The 15,292-nt window shown below is 69.7% G+C and carries 13 protein-coding genes; 6 read left to right on the plus strand and 7 right to left on the minus strand.

From position 1 onward, the window contains the following. Positions 1 to 125 precede the first annotated feature (125 nt). Complete coding sequence (locus JOC24_RS06725) at positions 126 to 416, plus strand: hypothetical protein (protein ID WP_205019170.1); 291 nt, start codon at positions 126 to 128, stop codon at positions 414 to 416. A 13-nt stretch (positions 417 to 429) separates the two neighbouring features. Here JOC24_RS06725 and JOC24_RS06730 read toward each other — a convergent pair whose 3' ends face one another. Together JOC24_RS06730 and JOC24_RS06735 are read right to left on the minus strand one after the other, a co-directional pair. Next, entirely contained in the window at positions 430 to 972 is a 543-nt protein-coding gene (locus JOC24_RS06730) for an RNA 2'-phosphotransferase (protein WP_205019171.1), read from the minus strand. Positions 973 to 1,324: 352 nt separating this feature from the next. Continuing rightward, complete coding sequence (locus JOC24_RS06735; RefSeq protein WP_205019172.1) at positions 1,325 to 3,106, minus strand: SDR family oxidoreductase; 1,782 nt, start codon at positions 3,104 to 3,106, stop codon at positions 1,325 to 1,327. A gap of 339 nt (positions 3,107 to 3,445) precedes the next feature. On the opposite strand from JOC24_RS06735, the gene JOC24_RS06740 reads away from it, so the two are divergent. The 5 genes from JOC24_RS06740 (at position 3,446) to JOC24_RS06760 (ending at position 7,980) form a co-directional block, all read left to right on the plus strand. Continuing rightward, positions 3,446 to 4,459, plus strand: a complete 1,014-nt coding sequence (locus JOC24_RS06740) for an ABC transporter ATP-binding protein (RefSeq protein ID WP_205019346.1) — start codon at positions 3,446 to 3,448, stop codon at positions 4,457 to 4,459. Continuing rightward, positions 4,449 to 5,357, plus strand: coding sequence for an ABC transporter permease (locus tag JOC24_RS06745; protein ID WP_205019173.1), 909 nt, complete (start codon positions 4,449 to 4,451; stop codon positions 5,355 to 5,357). Before JOC24_RS06740 ends, JOC24_RS06745 begins: the two co-directional genes overlap by 11 nt. Then, positions 5,354 to 6,265 (plus strand): ABC transporter ATP-binding protein, encoded by a 912-nt coding sequence (locus JOC24_RS06750; RefSeq protein WP_205019174.1) that lies wholly within the window; start codon positions 5,354 to 5,356, stop codon positions 6,263 to 6,265. Before JOC24_RS06745 ends, JOC24_RS06750 begins: the two co-directional genes overlap by 4 nt. Positions 6,266 to 6,295: 30 nt before the next feature. Then, positions 6,296 to 7,015, plus strand: coding sequence for an ABC transporter permease (locus JOC24_RS06755; RefSeq protein ID WP_205019175.1), 720 nt, complete (start codon positions 6,296 to 6,298; stop codon positions 7,013 to 7,015). A gap of 275 nt (positions 7,016 to 7,290) precedes the next feature. Next, positions 7,291 to 7,980, plus strand: coding sequence for a hypothetical protein (locus JOC24_RS06760; RefSeq protein ID WP_205019176.1), 690 nt, complete (start codon positions 7,291 to 7,293; stop codon positions 7,978 to 7,980). Positions 7,981 to 8,347: 367 nt separating this feature from the next. On the opposite strand, the gene JOC24_RS06765 is transcribed toward JOC24_RS06760, so the two are convergent. The 5 genes from JOC24_RS06765 to JOC24_RS06785 all read right to left on the minus strand — a co-directional run bounded on the left by JOC24_RS06765 (position 8,348) and on the right by JOC24_RS06785 (position 15,288). Beyond that, positions 8,348 to 9,163, minus strand: coding sequence for an HAD family hydrolase (locus JOC24_RS06765; RefSeq protein WP_205019177.1), 816 nt, complete (start codon positions 9,161 to 9,163; stop codon positions 8,348 to 8,350). Then, positions 9,160 to 10,437, minus strand: a complete 1,278-nt coding sequence (gene serS / locus JOC24_RS06770) for a serine--tRNA ligase (RefSeq protein ID WP_205019178.1) — start codon at positions 10,435 to 10,437, stop codon at positions 9,160 to 9,162. Before serS ends, JOC24_RS06765 begins: the two co-directional genes overlap by 4 nt. Before the next feature lie 587 nt (positions 10,438 to 11,024). Next, entirely contained in the window at positions 11,025 to 11,960 is a 936-nt protein-coding gene (gene pheA / locus JOC24_RS06775; protein ID WP_205019179.1) for a prephenate dehydratase, read from the minus strand. Positions 11,961 to 11,998: 38 nt separating this feature from the next. Then, complete coding sequence (efeB, locus tag JOC24_RS06780; RefSeq protein ID WP_307792651.1) at positions 11,999 to 13,279, minus strand: iron uptake transporter deferrochelatase/peroxidase subunit; 1,281 nt, start codon at positions 13,277 to 13,279, stop codon at positions 11,999 to 12,001. Between the two features lie 41 nt (positions 13,280 to 13,320). Next, positions 13,321 to 15,288 carry a copper resistance CopC/CopD family protein gene (locus JOC24_RS06785; RefSeq protein WP_205019181.1) on the minus strand — a complete coding sequence of 656 codons (1,968 nt, stop codon included), beginning with the start codon at positions 15,286 to 15,288 and terminating at the stop codon, positions 13,321 to 13,323. Positions 15,289 to 15,292 lie beyond the last annotated feature (4 nt).

Below are 15,292 nucleotides of genomic sequence, written 5' to 3' on the forward strand. Positions count from 1 at the left end.
TGCCGGGAGCGGGTGGCAGTGGTTGCCGGGGTGCGGAGCCGGGGCGACGCTGGAGAGGAACCCGGCCGGCCCCGCCCGCGCGTGTGCACGGCACCGGGCGTGGTTCCCGGAAGGAATGAGTCGTCATGAGGATGCTGCTCACCGCACAGATGGACACCGAGACGGCGAACAGGGCGGCAGCCGACGGGACGATGTCCAAGATGATCGAGGAGATCGTCGAGCGGCTCAAGCCGGAAGCGGCGTACTTCACCGTCCAGAACGGTCAGCGCGGCTGCCTGATGGTGTTCGACATGCAGGACTCCGCCCGGATGCCCCCGCTCCTGGAGCCGCTGTTCCAGGCGGGTTCCAGGATCGACCTGCGGCCCGTCATGAACCTCGACGACCTGCGTGCGGGCCTCGGTGGCATGGAGCGCTGATCGCTGAGGCGCGTCATTCGCGCAGGCGGAGGTAGAGCGCCGGCACGGAGTCGGTGAGCCATACCCCGTTGGCGCTGACGTGGAAGTGGTGACCCGCCCGGTGCATGGCGCCCGCGTCGACGGCGAGGACGACCGGCGCGCCGCGCCGGGCGCCCACCCGGACCGCGGTCTCGCGGTCGGCCGAGAGGTGGACATGGTGACGGCTCATGGGCCGGAGCCCCTCGGTGCGGATGGCGTCCAGCACACGCGCCACGGTGCCGTGGTAGAGGTACGCGGGCGGCTCGGCCCGGGGCAGGTCGAGGTCCACGGTCACGGAGTGCCCTTGGTTCGCTCGGATCCGTCCGCCCTCCACTGCGAAGCGACGCTTGTCGTTGGTCGCCACGACGTGGTCGAGCTCGCCTCGGGTGATCGGGAACGCGTGCCGTGCGCAGGCGCGCAGCAACTCGTCGACTGGCACCCACCCATTGGGGTCGAGACTGAGCCCGATCCTGGCGGGTTCGTGCCGCAGATGCTTCGAAAGGTACTTGGACACCTTGACGGTGCGTTGTTCGTTCATCCCGCCAGAGTGCGCGCGTCGCGTCCTCCCGTGCATGCCAATTTTGACCAGGCTTTGGAGACTCGTTGCCGACGGCAGGTTTGATCCACAGCCAACTCAACTTATCCACAGAGGTGTTGGCCATTCTGTGGACAACTAGTGTGCCGATTAAGCGCTTTGCGCAAGTAGCTCTCGCTTGAGCCAACTTGCGTATTTGCGAAAACTGTCCGTCACCCAAGGGTCGTGCACAGGAAGGGCTGTGGCGAAGTCCGCTGCGCCGCAGCCGTGTTGGCGCCGCCCGCTGCACGGCCGAATCAACCCGCTGTCTGGGACGTTGTGTTGACGTAAAGGAAGGGCGCCGCCGCGGCACCGTTCAGAGCGGCAGCCTCAGTCGAGCGACGCCTCGTAGAATCCGAGGACTGATCCGCGACAGCAGCCGCGCACCATGAGCCTCAGGTGTCACCGGCACCACCGCCCGGTTGTGCACCACGGCGTCGAGAATCGCCCGAGCGACCTTTCCCGCAGGATAGTTGCGACGTCCGTAGAGCTGGGCAGCCCGTCCGCGAAGGCGCTGCTCCTCCGTCTCGTCGGCCCCGGCGAAGTGTGCCGTCCCGGTGATCCCGGTGTTGATGAGGCCCGGGCATATCGCGCTGACCCCGATCGACCGGTGGGCCAGTTCCGCGCGCAGGCACTCGCTGAGCATCAGCACAGCCGCCTTGGACGTGCTGTAGGCGGGCAGGGCGCGTGACGGCTGATAGGCGGCCGCGGAAGCGACGTTGACGATGTGGCCGCCCTGGCCCCGGTCTGCCATCTGCCTGCCGAAGACACGACAGCCGTGGATGACTCCCCACAGATTGACGTCGAGAACATTCCGCCAGTCCTCGCTCGTCGTGTCGAGGAAGGAACCCGCAAGTCCGATACCGGCGTTGTTGACCAGGACGTCCACGACGCCCAACTCGGCGGCCACCTTCTCCGCGAGCTTCTCCATGGCCTGTTCGTCTCCGACGTCCACCACCTCGCCCCACGCGGTGGGTGCGCCGATCAGTCGTGCGGTCCCCGCCGTCCGGGCAACGCCCTCCGCGTCGCGGTCCACGGCAACGACCCGCGCTCCCGCCTCCGCGAACGCCAGCGCCGTGGCGCGCCCGATGCCTGCTGCGGCACCCGTCACCAGCACCAACCGGCCGCCGAAACGCTGCGCGTGGGCGCCTTCGACCGTTGCGCCGGATACGCCGGTCGCAGTGGGATCATCCGCTCCGCCGGTTTCGCCCCCTTCGACGAACTCGCTGATCCAGGCGGCCAGCTGATCCGGCCTGGTGCGCGGGACCCAGTGCTTCGCCGGCAGAGCGCGGCGTACCAGCCGGGGCACCCACTGCTCCAGTTCGTCGTAGAGCGACGGAGACAGGAAGGCGTCGCCGGTCGGTGTGATCAACTGCACCGGCACATGAGCACGCGCGTCCGGGCGAGGCCGACGCAGGCGGGCCCGGACGTTGTCACGGTAGAGCCAGGCTCCGTGCGCCGCGTCCTGAGGGAGGGACGTCGTCGGATACCCGTCCGCGGGCACCTTTTCCATCAGCCGCAGGATGCGTGGCCACTGCCTGCCGAGTACGCCGCGCCAGGCCATCTCGGGCAGAACCGGCGTGTGCAGGGCGTACACGTACCAGGACTTGGCGCCCTGGCCGAGCAGCTGTCCCACGCGACGCGGGCTCGGGTGGGACAGCCGTCCTTTGATCCAGTGCCCGAAATGGTCGAGGGACGGGCCTGACATCGAGGTGAACGAGGCGATGCGGCCCTTGGTGCGCTCGACCGTCGCGAATTCCCAGGACTGGACCGACCCCCAGTCGTGGCCGACCACATGGACCGGCCGGTCCGGGCTCACGGCGTCCACGACGGCGAGGAAGTCGTCGGTCAGCTTCTCCAGCGTGAAGCCGCCGCGCAGCGGCGCGGGTGCCGTCGACCTGCCGTGTCCGCGGACGTCGTAGAGAACCACATGCCACCGCTCCGCCAGTCGTCCGGCGACCTCGGACCAGACCTCCTTGCTGTCCGGATAGCCGTGCACCAGCACGATCGTCGGCTGTGTCGCATCGCCCAACTCGGCCACACACAGCTCGATCCCGCCCGTACGTACCCAGCGCTCACGCGCGCTTCGCAGCTCCACGCCGCCTCCTCGTCCAGTGCCGGCGTCGCGGTACGCGTCCGTAACGTGGCACCGCTGAATGTGGCAACCGACCCGCGGCCGCGTCAAGGGATGGCCCGCACCTGTGGACAACGCCATGTGGACAAGCCTGCGCGGGACGTTCGGACGGTCGGCCCCCGCACGCCGGACGGGCCGGCGTCGCGGCCCGCGCCCCGGGCGGCGCCCCACCGGTCGTGCGCCGCGGGCCTCCTCCCTCGTGGGGTCCCCCTACGGGCCCGTACGCCTCGAGTCGGACGTCGATACAACCGTCTGGTCTGACGACTCCTGTCGGTGCGCGCCATTACCTTCGAAGACGTGACTGTGATCGCAACCGAAAGCCTGAGCAAGCGGTTCCCGAGGGTGACCGCGCTTGACCGGCTCTCCTTGGACATCGGACCGGGCGTAACCGGCCTGGTGGGTTCCAACGGGGCCGGCAAGTCCACGTTGATCAAGATCCTGCTGGGTCTGTCCCCCGCCACCGAAGGCCGGGCCGCGGTGCTCGGGCTCGATGTCGCCACCGAAGGCGCCGCGATCCGGGAACGGGTCGGGTACATGCCCGAACACGACTGCCTGCCGCCCGACGTCTCGGCGACCGAGTTCGTCGTCCACATGGCGCGGATGTCCGGACTGCCGCCGACCGCGGCGCGTGAGCGCACCGCGGACACCCTGCGGCACGTCGGTCTCTACGAGGAGCGCTACCGCCCGATCGGCGGTTACTCGACCGGAATGAAGCAACGGGTCAAGCTGGCCCAGGCTCTGGTCCACGACCCGAAGTTGGTCCTTCTCGACGAGCCGACCAACGGGCTGGACCCGGTCGGCCGTGACGAGATGCTCGGTCTGATCCGCCGCGTCCACACCGATTTCGGCATCTCCGTGCTGGTCACCTCCCACCTCCTGGGAGAACTCGAGCGGACCTGCGACCACGTCGTCGTCATCGACGGGGGCGCGCTGCTGCGTTCCAGCTCGACCAGCGACTTCACGAAGACCACCACGACGCTGGCGGTCGAGGTGACCGACAGCGACACCCACCCCGACGGCACGGACGCCCTGCGCAAGGTCCTCACCGGAGCCGGGACGAAGCTCGTGGGGCATGACGGACTCGACGCCGAAGGGCTGCCGGGCGCGGGTCACATCCTCCTGGTGGAGGCTACGGGCGAAGAGACCTACGACCTGGTCCGCGACAGCGTCGCCGAGCTCGGGCTGGGGCTTATCCGGATGGAACAGCGACGTCACCGCATCGCCGAGGTCTTCCGCGCCCAGGAGGCGCCCCAGGCGGCTCCGGCCGCGGCAGCCGGTGTCGGACAGGAGAAGGGGAGCGGTCAGGATGAGCACTGAGACCGGAACCGTGGCCGGGAGCGACAGCTCCCGCATCCACAACATCGGATACCGCTCCTACGACGGTGTCCGGCTGGGCCGGGCCTACGCCCGGCGCTCGCTCTACTCGCAGTCCCTGCGGGGCTCGTTCGGGCTGGGCAGGTCCGCCAAGTCCAAGGTGCTGCCGATGCTCCTGTGCGGGGTGATGTGCCTCGTGGCGCTGATCCTCGTCGCGGTCGCCATCGCCACCCCCAACATGACGAAGCTCCCGATCAAGTACACGGACTTCGCCATCTACCTGCAGGCCGTGATCGGGCTCTTCATCGCCTCCCAGGCCCCGCAGTCCGTGTCCAGGGACCTCCGCTTCAAGAGCGTGCCCCTGTACTTCTCGCGCCCGATCGAGCGGGTCGACTACGTGCTCGCGAAGTTCGCGGCCATGGCGTCGGCCCTGCTCATCCTCACCGGGCTGCCCCTCGTCATCCTCTACGCGGGCTCGTTGCTCGCGAAGTTCGACTTCGCCGACCAGACCAAGGGCTTCGGGCAGGGGCTGGTCTCCGTGGCACTGCTCTCCGTGCTCTTCGCCGGGCTGGGTCTGGTCGTCGCCGCTCTGACACCGCGACGTGGCTTCGGGGTCGCCGCGGTGATCGCCGTACTGACCATCACCTACGGCGCGGTGTCCACGGTCCAGGCCATCGCCTGGCAGACGGACTCGGCCGATGCCGTCACGTGGCTGGGGCTGTTCTCTCCGATCACGCTGATCGACGGGGTGCAGACCGCGTTCCTCGGTGCCTCCTCCGCCTTCCCGGGGGGTGGAGGACCCGGAGCCGCCGCCGGCGTGGTCTACCTGATCGTTGTTCTCGCGCTCGTCGCCGGCTCGTACGCCGTACTGATGCGCCGCTACCGGAGGGTCGGGCTGTGACCACCATCGAGATCGACCACACCTCCCGCTGGTTCGGCAACGTGGTCGCCGTCAACGACGTGAGCATGACCGTGGGGCCCGGAGTCACCGGGCTGCTCGGCCCCAACGGAGCCGGCAAGTCCACGCTGATCAACATGATGGCCGGGTTCCTGGCGCCGTCGACCGGCAGGGTCACGCTCGACGGCACACAGATCTGGCGCAACGAAGCGGTCTACCGGGCGATCGGGATCGTGCCGGAGAGGGAGGGCATGTACGACTTCCTGACCGGCCGCGAGTTCGTCGTCGCCAACGCCGAGCTGCACGGACTGGGCGACGCGGCCGCGCACAAGGCCCTGGCCACGGTCGAGATGGAGTACGCGCAGGACCGCAAGATCTCGACGTACAGCAAGGGCATGCGCCAGCGGGTGAAGATGGCGTCCGCGCTGGTCCACGACCCCTCGGTGCTGCTCCTCGACGAGCCGTTCAACGGCATGGACCCGCGGCAGCGGATGCAGCTCATGGAGCTGCTGCGCCGGATGGGCGCGGAAGGCCGCACGGTGCTCTTCTCCTCCCACATCCTGGAGGAGGTCGAGCAGCTCGCCTCGCACATCGAGGTGATCGTGGCGGGCCGCCACGCCGCGTCCGGTGACTTCCGGAAGATCCGCCGGCTGATGACGGACCGGCCGCACCGCTACCTCGTCCGGTCCAGCGACGACCGTGCACTCGCCGCGGCGCTCATCGCGGATCCCTCGACGGCGGGGATCGAGGTCGACGTGACGGATCGGGCGCTGCGCGTCCAGGCGGTCGACTTCGGACGCTTCACCACGCTGCTGCCGAAGGTCGCCCGCGAACACGGCATCCGGTTGCTCACCGTCTCCCCGTCCGACGAGTCCCTCGAATCGGTCTTTTCCTATCTCGTAGCGGCCTGAGTAGTGGCCTGAAAGGAGCTGTGAAGCGTCATGTACGACCCCACAGTCGCCCGGCTCACCTACCGGGCCCTGCTCGGCCGGCGCCGGGCCGCCATCCTGTTCGTCCTGCCGGTGCTGCTGGTGGCCATCGCCGTCGCGGTGCGGGCCTTCGCCGGTGCCGACGACGGTGTGGCCTCCGGCGTGCTGGGCGGGTTCGCCATCGCCACGATGGTCCCGCTCATCGGTGTCATCGCGGGCACCGGTGCCATCGGGCCCGAGATCGATGACGGCTCGATCGTCTATCTGCTGGCCAAGCCGGTGAAGCGGCCCACGATCATCTTCACCAAGCTGATCGTCGCCATCGCGGTGACGATGCTCTTCTCGGCGCTGCCCACGCTGATCGCGGGCTTCATCCTCAACGGCAACGGCGGCCAGATCGCCGTGGCGTACACGATCGCGGCCCTGGTCGCCTCGATCGCGTACAGCGCGCTGTTCCTGCTGCTCGGAACGGTCAGCAGGCACGCGGTGGTCTTCGGCCTGGTCTACGCGCTGGTGTGGGAGGCGCTCTTCGGCAGTCTGGTGCCGGGGGCCAGGACGCTCAGCGTGCAGCAGTGGTCCCTGTCGGTCGCCGAGAAGGTCGCCGGAGAGGGCATGGTCACCTCGGACGTGGGCCTGCCGCTCGCGACCGTCCTGCTGGCCGGTGTCACGGTCGTGGCCACCTGGTATGCGGGTCAGAAGCTGCGGGCGCTGAAGCTCGCCGGCGAGGAGTGAGAACCGACGCCGTGCAACCCCCGCCCCTCGGGCGGGGGTTGCTCCACGTGCGCGAGCGGCCCGCGTGACGGTGCGCTTATCGGCTCGTTGTACAGGGCGCGTGGAGGCAACTGGAATCCGTGGCGTCGAGCTTTCGTGAATTCGGGGAATGCCGGCATCGGTGGGGCAGTGCCCGCCGGCCGGTCATCGAGCAAGTGGCAACCGTGAGCGCCCTCCACCCCCGCAGCCCGGGGACAGGGCCGTCCTTGCCGTTCCCGCGCACGAAAGGCACACCCATGCCCACCGAAGTCGCCCTGCTCGAATCCCGCGCTCTCCGGGCCGAGCGGATGGGGCGCGTCGAAGCTCTGGACAAGGTCAAGAGCCTTGTCATGCTCCCCGATGGAATTCACCTCCGCACGGAGGAGGTGGCCCGTTACTTCGAAGTATCCACAGAGGTCGTCAAGAAAGTGACGCAGCGGCACCGAACCGAGGTGGCGGAGAACGGGCTCAGGCTGCTGCGCGGCGCTGAGCTGCGCGCCTTCCATGGGGACATGGTGTCCCTATGGGGCGGTGAGCTGGGCGAGAGTTATCCACAGGCGGCCACGCAGCTTACGCTCTACACCCGCAGGACCGTCCTCAACGTCGCCATGCTTCTTCGCGACAGCGACATCGCTCGTAGCGTCCGGACCCGGCTCCTCGACGTCGAGGAGGATCTCCGGACGTCGTACGTCTCCCTCGAACGGCGTGTCACCCGTATCGAGGACTGCCTCCTCGGTGTGGGAAACGCACTTCAGGAGCTCGGCCCCGTGCTGGTGCGGATGTCGCAACGGCTGGACTCCCTCGACAGGAAGCTCGACGTCACGCATCAGCTCGTCGGTGCCATCAGCCTCCGGCTCACCGACGTCTCGCAGGATGTCGTCCGGCTCGATGCGCGCATGGATGACCTCGCTGAGAGCCTGAGGGAGATGAGCCGCCGCACAGGCTGAGACCCCACCCGGGGCCGCCCGCGGAAAATGGGTGCTCCCGGGCGAAGGCCTCGGCACGGTGAAGGGCACGGCGCGAACGGCGGCGTCCGTGAAGACCGGGAGAGGGCCGCGGCGTTGACCGGTGGTACGAGTCCGTCGCGTTGCCCGCACGGCGGTCCGCAGCCGCCATCGCGGTAGCCTCATCAGCTGCCCGGCGGCGCTGCGGCAGGCCCTCGGGTGGGCCTTCGGCGGCGCGTCGCGCGGCCACCTCCTGGAAGGTCGGCAGGGCGCGGCCTGCCGAGCCGTCTCCGGGGCGCCCCGGCGCGCGCGATCCGCGCATCTTCCGCACCACGGCGATGGTCGGCGGCCGACGCCGGAACGGCCCGCATCAGGCGCGCGGGGCCGTCCGGAGCAGTTCCTCCAGCACGACCGCGATGCCGTCGTGCTCGTTCGACGCGGTGATCTCGTGCGCCACGGCCTTCAGGTCCTCGTGCGCGTTGGCCATGGCGACGCCGTGCTGCGCCCATCCGAACATGGGGATGTCGTTCGGCATGTCACCGAAGGCCAGCGTGTCCGCCGCCCTGAGACCCAGACGGCGTGCGGCCAGCGAAAGGCCGGTCGCCTTGCTCAGCCCCAGGGGCAGGATCTCCACGACCCCCGGGCCCGCCATGACGACGTTCACCAGGCTGCCGACGGCCTGCTGCGCCGCTTTCGCGAGGGCGTCGTCGTCGAGCTCAGGGTGCTGGATGTAGACCTTGTTCAGCGGAGCGGTCCACATCTCGGCGGGGTCGTCCATGTAGAGGGCGGGGAGGGGGCCTTCCTGGACCCGGTAACCTGGCCCGACCAGCACCTCGCCGTCGAGCCCGTCCCGGCTCGCGGCCAGGGCGAGCGGGCCGACCTCGGCCTCGATCTTGGAGAGTGCGAGCCCGGCCAGCTGCCGGTCCAGGGTGAGGGAGGTCAGCAGCTTGTGCTCGCCCGCGTGGTAGACCTGCGCGCCCTGACCGCACACCGCGAGGCCCTCGTATCCCAGGTCGTCCAGGATGTGCCGGGTCCACGGAACCGCTCGTCCTGTGACGACGATGTGCGCGGCGCCGGCCGCGGTGGCCGCGGCCAGCGCCTCCCGGGTGCGGTCGGAGACCGTGTGGTCGTCACGCAGCAGGGTGCCGTCGAGATCGGTCGCGACGAGCTTGTAGGGAAACGTCACTTGGCGACCGGCTCCAGCAGCTCGCGCCCGCCCAGGTACGGACGGAGGAGCTCGGGCACGCGCACCGAACCGTCGGGCAGCTGGTGATTCTCCAGGATCGCCACGATTGTGCGCGGTACGGCGCAGAGGGTGCCGTTCAGCGTTGCCAGCGGCTGGACCTTCTTGCCGTCCCGCATACGCACGGAGAGCCGGCGGGCCTGGAAGCCGTCGCAGTTCGACGCGGAGGTCAGCTCGCGGTACTTGCCCTGGGTCGGGATCCACGCCTCGCAGTCGAACTTCCGCGAGGCCGAAGCCCCCAGGTCACCGGTGGCGACATCGATCACCTGGAACGGCAGCTCGAGGGCCGTGAGCCACTGCTTCTCCCAGTCCAGGAGCCTGCGGTGCTCGGCTTCGGCGTCCGCGGGGTCGACGTACGAGAACATCTCGACCTTGTCGAACTGGTGCACACGGAAGATGCCCCGGGTGTCCTTGCCGTAGGTGCCCGCCTCGCGGCGGAAGCAGGGCGAGTAGCCGGCGTACCGCAGGGGCAGCTTCTCGGCGTCGATGATCTCGTCCATGTGGTACGCCGCGAGGGGGACTTCCGAGGTGCCGACGAGGTAGAGCTCGTCCTTCTCCAGGTGGTACACGTTCTCCGCGGCCTGGCCGAGGAAGCCCGTGCCCTCCATCGCGCGGGGGCGGACCAGCGCCGGGGTCAGCATGGGGACGAAGCCGGCCTCGGTCGCCTGCGCGATCGCGGCGTTGACCAGGGCCAGCTCGAGGAGCGCGCCGATGCCGGTCAGGTAGTAGAAGCGTGATCCGGAGACCTTGGCGCCGCGCTCCATGTCGATGGCGCCCAGGGCCTCGCCGAGCTCCAGGTGGTCCTTGGGCTCGAAGCCCTCCGCGCCGAAGTCACGGATGGTGCCGTGCGTCTCCAGGACGACGAAGTCCTCCTCGCCGCCGACCGGTACGTCCTCGTGGACGATGTTGCCGAGCTGCAGGAGCAGTCGCTTGGCCTCGGCGTCGGCCTCGTCCTGTGCGGCGTCGGCCGCCTTGACCCCGGCCTTCAGCTGATCGGCCTTCTTGAGGAGCTCGGCGCGCTCCTCGGGGGTGGCCTTGGGGATCAGCTTGCCGAGCGACTTCTGCTCGGAGCGGAGTTCGTCGAAGCGGACGCCGGACGACCTGCGCAGCTCATCGGCGGAGAGAAGGGCGTCGACGAGCGCGACGTCCTCTCCACGGGCGCGCTGGGAGGCGCGAACACGGTCGGGGTCCTCACGGAGCAGGCGAAGGTCAATCACCCCTCAAGGCTACCGGTGCGCAGATCCGTCACTCGAACCGATATCGACGAGCGTGGCGCTTTGCCCGAATTGCCGGAATCGATAACCCTGAAGGAATCCGTGGGCCTGCCGACGGGGAAGATCGCCGATAAAAGGGGCTCGGCGTATCGAAAAGGAGCAAACGCTCCCGCTCCTTGACGCATCGCCGGTGCGGGTGAGGGGAGTTGGGGGCCCAGGGCGGGCGTGTTGTCCACAGGGGTCCATTGATTCAATTAGTTATCCACAGGCTGTGAGGAAGATCTGTGGATGCCGGACGAGATCGTTCCGAAAGCGGCATGCCGGGGCGCAGATACCCGACTCAAACCCGATCCGCGCACTCGTTCGGGTGGGTATTGCCCATCTTGATGAGTTGATCAACGGAATTCGGTCGGCACAGCTGGCCTGTCGTCCCATGAGGGCTCTGCGGTCACTGGGGCGATTTGTCGACCATGTCGCGTTGTGGTGTCGACTTGTCCCCAGCCCCGAGAGGTGCCCTGTGGATAACTCTGTGGAACGAGAATCTGCAGGTAGGACCGGACGATGAAAATGCCGGCCCCTCTCCGCAGACCTCAGACCCGGCCGTCCTGGCTGCGGGCCAGCCAGTCGGACGCCTCGGTGAAGTCCGTGTCGGACGTCCCGATGCGCAGAGCGCTCACCTCTTCGGGTGTCACCCCCGCGCGCGGGTACGAACCGAGGAACCGCACATTCGGGCAGATCCGCTTCAGCCCCATCAGCGCCTCGCCGACCCGGCGGTCCGCGATGTGCCCCTCCGCGTCCACGGCGAAGCAGTAGTTGCCGATGCCCTCCCCGGTGGGCCGGGACTGGATCAGCATCAGGTTGACCCCGCGGACGGCGAACTCCTGGAGCAGTTCGAGGAGGGCACCCGGACGGTCGTCGCCGAGCCAGATGACGACGGAGGTCTTGTCGGCTCCCGTAGGTGCGGACGGCCTGGCCGGGCGTCCCACCAGCACGAAGCGGGTCTGGGCGTTCTCCGCGTCGTGGATCTCCGTCACCAGTGGTTCCAGCCCGTAGGTTGCTGCGGCGAACTCTCCGGCGAAAGCGGCGTCGTAGCGCCCCTCCTGCACCAGCCGCGCACCGTCCGCGTTGGAGGCCGCCGACTCCCACACCGCTCGGGGCAGATGGGCGGCCATCCAGTTGCGTACCTGCGGCTGTGCGGCCGGATGGGCCGTGACGGTCTTGACGTCGGCCAGCTTCGTCCCGGGGCGCACCAGCAGCGCGAACGTGATGGAGAGCAGCACTTCGCGGTAGATCATCAACGGAGCACCCGAGGCCAGCTCGTCGAGCGTCGTGCTGATCCCGCCCTCCACGGAGTTCTCGATGGGGACGAGTGCTGCCGCGGCCTCCCCGCTGCGCACCGCGTCCAGCGCGGCCGGTACCGAGACCATCGGGACGAGCTCGCGGGTGGCGGCTTCGGGGAGAGTGCGGAGGGCGACCTCGGTGAAGGTGCCTTCTGGACCGAGGTAGGCGTAGCGCGTGGCTGACATACGGTCACCCTAATAGCCCGACGGAGAGGGCCGGTGCCCTACGCCTCCAGCAGGCGCTGTCCCACGTACTCCCCGGAGGCGGCCCCGCCTGGCACGGCGTAGAGGCCGCTCGCCTCGTGCCGGATGAAGGGTGAGAGCGCGTCCCCGCGGTCGAGCTTGCGCTGCACCGGGATGAACCCCTTGAACGGATCGGCCTGCCAGCAGACGAAGAGCAGCCCGGCGTCCGGAGTGCCGTCGTCGGAGATGCCGTCGTGGTACGAGAAGGGGCGGCGCAGCATCGCGGCACCGCCGTTCCTGTCGGGGGAGGAGATCCGGGCGTGGGCGTTGCCGGGGATCAGCAGCTTGCCGTCCGGCCCCATCTTGTCCAGATCCATCGCGCTGCCCTCCGAGCCGCCGCTGAGCGGGGCACCGTCCGACTTGCGCCGCCCTATGACCTGCTCCTGCCGCTCGACCGTGAGTTCCTCCCAGTCGTCCAGGAGCATCCGGATCCGCCGGACGACGGCGTAGGAACCTCCTGCCATCCAGGCGTACGCCGACGAGCCGCCGGCGGGCACGAAGATCCGCTCCTCGAAGTCGTCCTCGGCGGGTTTCGGGTTGTTCGTGCCGTCGACCTGGCCCATCAGGTTGCGTGCGGTCATCGGCCGGCCCGTCGCGCCCGGGGTGCGGTTGAAGCCGTTCATCTGCCACCGCACCCGGGCCGTCGACCCGGCTTCCTTCTGCAGGGCGCGCAGCGCGTGGAAGGCGACGAGCGCGTCGTCGGCGCCGATCTGCACCCAGAGGTCGCCGTCGGACCGCCTGGCGTCGAGCTGGTCGGAGGAGAAGGCCGGCAGCGGGTCCAGGGCGGGCGGCCGGCTGCCTGTCAGCCCTGTGCGGGTGAAGAAGGTGCGTCCGAAACCGAAGGTGACGGTCAGGGACGAGGGCCCGGCGTCCAGGGCCACCCCGGTGTCGTGCCCCCGGCTGTCCGACGGCTCACCGGACATCAGCCTTTCCGCGGCGGCCGACCAGCGGCGCATCAGGGCGGCTGCCTGGCCGCGCCCCGCGCCGGGCGCCAGGTCGAAGGCCACCAGGTGCCCGCGGGCCTGAAGCGGAGTGGTGATCCCCGCCTGATGTTTCCCGTGAAACATCGCCTCCGTCGATCCGACCGAGGCCAGGGGCGTCGGGGCCGAGCCGCGCGTCGCGGCGTAGCCACCCGCACCACCCGCCGCGCCCAGGACGAGGCCTGCCGCACCGGCCGCTCCCGCGCCGCCGATGAGCCGCCGCCGGGAGACGACACTCCCGCCGCCGGGGGCGGCGGCTTCGCGGTGGGCGGCGGCGGGGATGCCGTTATCCCTGAGGTCGTGCTTCTTCTTGCTCACCCTGCTCAGCCGATCTTCACGTTCTTCTCGATGGTTGTCTGGTCGATGTCCGACGTACGCACCGTCACGGCGACCGTCCAGTCACCCGCCATCGGGATCTGTACGCCGCTCGACGTCCAGTGCCCCTCGGTCAGGCGGTCGGGGACGACGGGCAGCGGGCCGATGTCCTTGGACTCCAGGGTGAAGGCGAGCTTCACCTCGGGGACGTCCAGAGGGCGTTCGTCGATCCCGTCGATCCAGACGTGCACGTTGTTCGAGCCGGTCCCGCCGGGCGAGATGTCCAAGCGCACCGTCCCCTTGCCGTTCTGGCCGCCGGTGTCGAAGGGAAGGCTCAGATTCAGCCGGCCGCCGGTCACCGGCGCGGCCGCCGGCGTGGTGCCGCCCCGGGCGGCCTCCTCCTCGGTGCGGCCGGGCTCGGTGGACGTCAGGATCGTCGTGACGACGAGCAGCACCACGGCGATACCCGTCTCCACCAGCACGGAACGGCGAAGACCGGAGCGGCCCGGGTCGGAGTCGCGGGCGCGCTTCTCCTTCGTCGCCGTCAGAGCGGCGCGCTGGCGGGCGAGCTGGGCGGCGCGCTCCGGCGTCTGCTTCTCCTCGGCCGCCCTGGCCGGGGCCACCGAGGAGGCCGGCTCCATCGCTTCCGTCGTCTCGGCCGAATCCACAGCCGGAGCTGTCTCGTCGGCGGACTCGGTGAGCTCCGTCAGCCGCCCCGTCCACCGCCCCGTCCACCGCCTGGATATCCACGCGACCCCGACGAGCACGGCGACGAGTGCCACCTTGACGAGCAGCACCTGCCCGTACCGGGTCCCGGTCAGCGCGGACCATGAACCGACCTGGCGCCAGGACTGGTAGAGCCCGGTCGCGGCGAGTACGAGCACACTGCCGAACGCCACGCGTGAGAACCGTCGTACCGCACCGCTCGTGATGTCCGGCGTCCGGTACAGGGCGACCAGCAGTGCGGCGAGTCCGCCCAGCCAGCCGGCGACGGCGAGGAGGTGGAGCACGTCGACGGGCATGGCGATGCCGGGCTGTATACCCGTGGAGGCGTGCTCGGCCAGGGCCCACGTACCGGCGATCCCCGTGGCGATGACCGCTCCGCCTGCGGCGAGTCCGAAGGTGAGGTCCTGCTTCTCCTTCTCGTCCTCGCGCTTGGCGTACGCCCCGAAGAGGACCGCGATGAAGAGCGCGGAGGCGCCCAGGAGGAGCAGCCGGGAGACCAGCGCGGCCCCCGGCTTGGTGTCGAGCACGGCCTGGAGACCGTCGAGGTCGAAGGCATCCGCGAGCTTGCCGGAGCCGGTGTAGGGGCTGCGCAGGAGCAGCATCACGAGCGTCGCAGCGGTCAGCGTGATCCAGCCGCGTACGACGAGCCGTTGCAGCGGGCGCGCCCCGGCCCCGCGCTGCCAGCAGGCGAGTACGAAGGCCGACCCGCCCGCGAGCAGGATGAATCCGGCGTACGCGGCGTAGCGGGCGATGCCGTAGAGCGCGCCCACGATTCCGCCGCCGGCGTCGTCCGAGGGCAGCGCCACGGTGGTTTCCGAGGGGGCGCCGACGGAGAAGGTGAAGGCTCCGGAGACCGGATGGCTGTCGGCGGACACCGCCTGCCAGGCCACGGTGTACGTGCCGTCGGGCAGACCGCTGCGGAGCTGGACGCCGTATCGCACGGTGCCCCCGCTCGTCAGATCACGGGGAGCGCCGTCGTCAGCCCGCTCGCCGCTCGGGTCGAGGACCCGGATGGAGTCGTCGCCCATGGCGATCTGCTCGGAGAAGGTCAGCGTGACGTCCTGCGGAGCGGTGGCGACCACCGCCCCGTCCTGCGGGTCGCTCCCCGTGAGAGCGGCGTGCGCGGACGCGGGGCTCGCGCCGGCCAGCACCAGACCGAACAGCAGGCTGATCAGCGCGGCGAGGAGCGCGACCGCGGCGAGCGGCCGTCGTGTCGGGGAGGGCCCGAAGCGCGGGGCGGTGGCTGTCATGGGT

The sequence above is a fragment of the Streptomyces sp. HB132 genome, from assembly GCF_016909575.1.
Taxonomy (GTDB): Bacteria; Actinomycetota; Actinomycetes; order Streptomycetales; family Streptomycetaceae; genus Streptomyces.

Excerpts from the sequence above, each read along its gene's own strand:
- JOC24_RS06725 (WP_205019170.1), top strand. The coding sequence starts at position 126 with ATGAGGATGCTGCTCACCGCACAGATGGACACCGAGACGGCGAACAGG.
- JOC24_RS06730 (WP_205019171.1), bottom strand. The coding sequence starts at position 972 with ATGAACGAACAACGCACCGTCAAGGTGTCCAAGTACCTTTCGAAGCAT.
- JOC24_RS06745 (WP_205019173.1), top strand. The coding sequence starts at position 4,449 with ATGAGCACTGAGACCGGAACCGTGGCCGGGAGCGACAGCTCCCGCATC.
- JOC24_RS06755 (WP_205019175.1), top strand. The coding sequence starts at position 6,296 with ATGTACGACCCCACAGTCGCCCGGCTCACCTACCGGGCCCTGCTCGGC.
- JOC24_RS06760 (WP_205019176.1), top strand. The coding sequence starts at position 7,291 with ATGCCCACCGAAGTCGCCCTGCTCGAATCCCGCGCTCTCCGGGCCGAG.
- pheA (WP_205019179.1), bottom strand. The coding sequence starts at position 11,960 with ATGTCAGCCACGCGCTACGCCTACCTCGGTCCAGAAGGCACCTTCACC.
- JOC24_RS06785 (WP_205019181.1), bottom strand. The coding sequence starts at position 15,288 with ATGACAGCCACCGCCCCGCGCTTCGGGCCCTCCCCGACACGACGGCCG.